3 protein-coding genes are annotated in these 5,864 nt (G+C 73.9%); all 3 read right to left on the bottom strand.

Features of this window, described 5'->3' with window-relative positions; all coding sequences use genetic code 11:
- Nucleotides 1-1,664, bottom strand: a 1,664-nt coding sequence (locus tag VNF07_02570; GenBank protein HVB05115.1) for a putative Ig domain-containing protein, incomplete at its 3' end; no start/stop codon positions are given.
- A 125-nt stretch (nt 1,665-1,789) separates the two neighbouring features.
- Nucleotides 1,790-2,032 (bottom strand): hypothetical protein, encoded by a 243-nt coding sequence (locus VNF07_02565; protein ID HVB05114.1) that lies wholly within the window; start codon nt 2,030-2,032, stop codon nt 1,790-1,792.
- Nucleotides 2,033-2,458: 426 nt separating this feature from the next.
- Nucleotides 2,459-5,383: an AAA family ATPase gene (locus VNF07_02560; protein ID HVB05113.1), complete on the bottom strand. Its 2,925-nt coding sequence runs from the start codon at nt 5,381-5,383 to the stop codon at nt 2,459-2,461.
- Nucleotides 5,384-5,864: the final 481 nt, after the last annotated feature.

The raw sequence follows: 5,864 nt of genomic DNA, 5'->3' as shown, positions 1-5,864 counted from the left end.
GCGAGGTAGTCGCCGGGGCTCGACGAGACGAGCGTCGCGTCCCACAGCGAGGAGATGCGGGTGGTCCTTGGAAGCGAGAAGCCGAGCACCCAGGGCGATGCCGAGCTGCCGAGCGGGGCGGACGAGGTGTTGGTGATGTCGAGCTCTGCCTCGAAACCGCTCCTCCAGCTGCGGTCAAGCTTGTAGACGATGTCGAGGCTCACGCCAGGGCCCGGGGCGACAGTGACCGACAGGGCCGCGCTCGCGCTCTTGGCCGTCGGGCTCGTCGAGTCGGTCACGGTCACGCTGAAGTCCGTCGTGGCCGAAGCGCCCGTTGGCTTGCCGGTGATCGCCCCGGTCGAGGCGTCGAGCGACAGGCCCGGGGGCAGGCTGCCGGTCGTCACCGCCCAGGTGTAGGGCATCGTGCCGCCGGTAGCGGCGAGGCTCGCCGAGTACGAAGCGCCCACCTGGCCGGCGGGAAGCGAGGTGGTCGTGACCGAGAGGGGCGGGGCGCTGGCGAGCTGGTACGCGCCGATGTCGCACGACGTCGCCCCTGGCTGGAGGAGGGCCACGCCCCGCTGGTCGGTGCCGGTGCAGTCGCCGCTCGATGCGGCGACGACGTCATAGGCGACGCTGGTGTCGCCGATCGCCTCGGTGAACGTAGGACCACCGTTTCCCTGTAGGGGACCGAGGTCGGGGCTCACGCCGACGACATCGTGCGCACCGGCACTGAACCCGCATTGGCCGGCCGCGTCGTCTTCGAGGTTGTAACCGTTGTCGCCCAGCGTTTGGTCGCAGTTGCCGCCTTGGTTGGCGGCGAAGATGCTCGATCCTGCGCTACCGCCTACGCCGTTCCAACCGCCGCCCGAAGGGGCGACGTTGCCGGCGATGGTGTCGCCGAGCAGGAACGCGCCGTGCGACTCAGACGCCTGAATGGCCCCGCCGGCGCCGAGGGACCCGAGGACCTGGTTCTCAGCGAGGGTGTCGTACTCGAGATCTGCGAGGGCGTCGATCCCTACATAGACCCCGCCGCCACCGAGCAGGGCGCTGTCGGCGCTCGTGACGGTGTTCTGCCAGACCGCATCGCGCAGGAGGATGATGCTCCTGCCCGAGACCGGGGCGCTTGCGACTGCTCCACCGGCGTTGGTCGCCTGGTCGGAGAAGAACGTCGAGTCCTGCGCGATCAGGGAGCCGCTCGCATAGATGCCGCCGCCCTGGCCCTCGGTCATCGACCCGACCGGGCCGACCGCGGAGTTGATCGAGACGCTGACACGCTCCAGGTCAAGGGTGCCAGCGTCGTTGACCCCGCCGCCGTTCACGCCTTGGCCCCCGGTGATCGTGAGGTCGGAGATGCTCACGGTCGCGCCTGCCGCGATGGTGAACACGGTCCCGCTGAGCTGGCCGTTGACGATCGTGAGCCCGGTGCCGGCGCCCACGATGGTGAGGTTGGTGGCGACGTCGACATGGTCGTCGAAGGTGCCCTGCCCGACCGAGATGGTGTCACCCGCCGCTGCCAGCGAGACGGCATGTGAGATGGAGGCACAGGGGCTGGCCTCGGTGCACGGATTCGTGTCACTGCCACCGGTCGAGACGTAGAACGTCGTGCCGGCCGCGGCGGCCGAGCCGGCCGTCAGCCCGACGACGGCGGCGCTCGCGACGAGGCTCAGCGCGGCCAGCCCGGCCACGAGGAGCCGGCGCCGGGGCTTCGGCTGGAAGCCCGGCGAAGAACGGGGTCGTCGGGACACGAGGGCTCGCGCCGTCCTTCTCGGGGTGCTCGAGGGACGTGCCGGGCTCGGCGGTCGGTCGTGGCTCATGGGATCGGCACCTCGCTCACGGGATCGACCTCGCAGCGGGTGGCGAGGAAGGACGGCAGCAGCGACAGGGCGGTCTCGGGGCTCTCTGCCTCGACGGTCCAGCAGATCCGGTGCCCGCCCTTCGCGCACCAGGAGAGCGCCGGGCGGTGGCGGAGCGGGCTCGAAAAGCCCTTCCACGCCGCGTAGGCAAAGCGGCACTCGTCGGGCTCGTGGCGGTGGAGCAGCTGGTAGGTGGGCACCGGGCGCTCAGCCTGACAGGACCCCCACCGCATTCCTATCCCGGAAATCCGTGAACGTTCCGGGCGCTCGGATCCGGCGCCCCCCTGCGAACGACCCTCCCGTCGGCGCTCGCGTGATGCGGCGCGCCCTGCCGGACCGAGCAGGTGAGTGATCAGCGCGAAGGTGCCCGTCGCCCGCGGGGCCCGCGCCGCCCAGCCGTCACGTCGCTCGGCGGCGCGCAGATCGAACGGCCGGCGCCGTGCCCGCCGCGGAACTGGTGTGCGCCCGGCAGTGAAGGAGAAGCAGGCGGCGACGGCTGCCGACGAGCCCGGAGGTGACGACGACGACCGAGGGGACCGCCTGGCACGCACGGGAGCCGGGCTCGTCGGGGGCGGTGGAGCCGAGCCGAGACCCGAGACCGATCGGCGCAGCACGATCGGCGGGACTCACGTCTGCTCGGGGGCGGGGAACGGCGGGCCCGTCCTGCTGATCGCCCGCGCGACCGCCCCTCGTCCGGTCACCTCGAGCTTCGCCAGGATGCGGCCGAGGTGGCTCTCGACGGTGTTCTCGCTGAGCACGAGCTGGACGGCGATCTCGCGGTTGGTCCTCCCCTCGGCGACGAGCTCGGCGATCTCGCGCTCACGCGGGCTCAGGGCCGCGGCGCCCGTCGCCGGCCGCCCGCGTCTGGTCGGCCGCGCGCCGGCACGTCGGAGGCGGCGGAGCACGGCGCCGGCCTGGTCTGCCGAGCCGAAGGCGCCGTAGGAGCGAAGGGCATCGCTCGCCTCCGAGAGCTCGGCGAGCGCTTCGGCGGTGCGGCCGCACGCGCCGCGGATCTCGCCGCCGAGCGCACGGGTCCGTGCGGCCTCGACGAGCGCGCCGGCTTGCGCGAAGAGCGAACCGGCCCGCCCGAGGAGGACGAGCGCCTCCTCGGGCTTCGTGGCCGCCAGCACCCGGGCCCGGGCGCGACAGGCGAAGCCGGCCGACGCCGGCGAGCCGAGGACGGCTGCCAGCCGAGCGACCTCGTCGGCCAGCTCCCTCGCCGCCGCGCCCCGCCGGCCGGCGAGCTCGGCGCGACAGCGCGCCTCGAGGAGCCGGCAGGCCATGCCGTCGGTGACGTTGGCCCCGCCGCCATCTGACCCGGCGCTCTCATCCTCGATCGCCGCCAGCTCGGCGAGGAGCCCATCGGCACTTCCGGCCTCGAGCCGGGCCAGCGCGACCTGGCGGCGGACGTTGGCGCGGTGGTAGCTCGCCGCGAAGTCCCCGAGACCGAGCGCCTCGTCGCCGGCGGCGATCGCCCCCTCGATCTCGCCTGCGGCGGCGAGGACGCCGACCTCGGCCGTGAGGGCGAGGAGGAGGACGAGGTCGACGCCCAAGACCCGCGCCATCTCGAGCGCCGTGTCGGCGAGCGCACGGGCCTCGGTGATCCGCCCGCAGGACACCAGCGCCTTGACCTGCTCGATCATCGTCGGCACGAGCCACTGCGAGCCGCCCCCGGCCTCGGCGACCGCGATCGCCCGCCCGAGGTGCACCGCGGATGCGCCGTACTCCTCGAGCAGGCGCTCTGCCCAGCCGAGGTAGAAGAGCGCGTCGAGGCGCGCTGCCACCTCGTCGTCGCCCAGGCGGTCGAGGATCGTCTGCGCCTCCGTCCGGTGGGCTCGGGCCGTGGCGTTCGCCTCAGCCTCCTCGGCGCTCGCGTGGACGAAGGCCAGCAGCGCCCGCGCCGTCGCCTCGAGCAGCCGGTCGGAGCCGACCGACGCCTGAAGCGCCCGCGTGGCGAAGGCCGTCGCCTCCGCGAGGTCGAGGGTGTACAGCCAGGAGACGGCGAGCTCGATGCACAAGGTCGCGGCCGCGCCCGGCGCGGCGGCGGGCGGCTCCTCGAGGGCCCCGAGCAGGGTGGCGCGCGCTTCGGCGAAGCGGCCGAGACCATGGTCGACCGCGGCACTGCCGGCCACGAGCCTGAGGCGCAACGGATCGCCCACCGCGACGAGCTCGAGGGCCTCGGCGAGCGCGTCGTGGGCGGCCTCGAGCTCGCCGAGCACGCAGTGGACCCGCGTCCGTGCCATCAGCAGCGCGAGGCGCGTCCCCGCAGTCTCGGGACGGCGGGCGACGATGGCCGACGCCACGCCGAGCCATGCCGACGCGCTCCTCGGGGCGTGCGGCACGACCTCGGTGGCGGCGTCGTAGAGGAGCGCCGCTGCCGCCAGGTCCCCTGCAGCGGCTGAGCGCGCCACGTGGTGGGCCGTCGCGGTGACCGGCGCCCCCCGCTCGGCCAGTGCCGCCGCGGCGCGGGCGTGCACAGCGACACGCCAGCCGGGGCCGGCCGAGTCGTAGACGGCGCGGCGCACGATCGGGTGGCGAAAGGCGAAGCGCCGGGGGCTCTCGGTCGCGTGGACGATCCCCGCCACGACGAGCTCGTCGAGGGCGTGCGGCGCCTTGTCCGGCGCCACGTCGGCACAGCTTGCCGAAAGCTCGAGCTCGAACGGCTCGCCGATGACCGCAGCCCCCTGGGCGAGGAGGCGTGCCGGCAATGACAGCGCATCGATCTCGTGGCGGATGGCCGCGGCGACCGGGGCGGGGATGGCGCCCCCGTCCTCCTCCGCCCCGGGCCCTGTCGAGAGCCCGCTCCCATCGGCTGCGGAGGCGAGCGCCTGGGCGTAGAACGGATTGCCGCCGCTTGCCCGGTAGAGGGCGGTGAGGTGTGAAGGCTCGAGCGTGCCGCCGAGCAGCTCGCCGACCTCGTCCTCGGCGAGGGTCATGAGGCCGACGGCGGTCCCCGGTAGGTCCTTCGCCCCTCTCGCCAGGATGTCGGCGAGCCCCGGGGCCTGTCCCGGGCGCCAGGCGAGGACCAGCAGTACGCGGGCCTCGGGTGGATGGCGGAGGAGGAAGGCGACCAGCTCGATCGACGCGCTGTCGGCCCAGTGCAGGTCGTCGAGGGCGAGCAGCAGGGGGCCCGGGGTAGCCAGACGCTCGATCAGGACGCGAAGCGCCCGGTAGATGGGGTAGCGCTCGTCCTCAGAGCTGTGGTCGCCTCGCAGCCCGAGCCCGGCGAGCGCGGGGAAGACCCGGCAGACCTCGGCGCGTTGGCGGCCGCACAGCTCGGCGAGGCGTGGGACGTCGAGGGAGCCCAGGTAGTCGTCGAGGGCGTCGATCACGATCCCGAAGGGGACGTCGTGCTCGAGCTCTGCGCCTCGGCCGACGAGCACCAGGCCGTCGCGGGTCTCGGCCCGCTCGCAGAGCTCGGCGACGAGGCGGGTCTTGCCGATCCCCGGCTCGCCCGTCACCTGCGCCCACGACGCGCGGACAGGGGAGAGATCGTCGAACGCGCTGGCGAGCAGTGCCAGCTCCTCGGCGCGCCCGACCAGTCGGCTCACGTGGCGCTCCCCGTCCCTCGATCGCGACATGGCAAGCCTACGTCGATCTCTCGGCGACATTATGGCGCCCTGCGCCGGCTCCGAGCATCTCGCCAACGCCTGACTCCCGCCGGGGCACCGCGGATTCCCGGCGACTCGGTGGCCGAGGCGCGAGGTCGCGTGTCCGGCCCGCGCGCCGAAGCGCGTCGCGCTTCGTCCCCACCCAGGTCCGCGTCCTCGCCGCCGCGAGCTGGCGGCGACGCACGACCCCAGAGACTGTCTCGCTCGTCCGGCTCTCCGGCGACCCCTGCCGGTCGGCGAAGGGCCTGGCCGCGGCTGGCTGAGTTGCCGCGCCGCAGGGCTGCCGGTCGACGAAGATCACGTCGTCCACGAGCGTCGTGTCGCCGGTCGCGCTCCTCCTCGCCCCGGCGTGGAGGCGGCGGCCTGAGCCGTTGCGTGACGGCTCGCACCGGGGCGCCGAGGCGCAGCCCGGACGAGCACC

The sequence above is a fragment of the Acidimicrobiales bacterium genome, from assembly GCA_035533595.1.
Classification (GTDB): domain Bacteria; phylum Actinomycetota; class Acidimicrobiia; order Acidimicrobiales; family Bog-793; genus DATLTN01.
The sequence above is the reverse complement of the archived record's forward strand: the minus strand, read 5'-3'. Positions and strand labels throughout refer to the sequence as shown.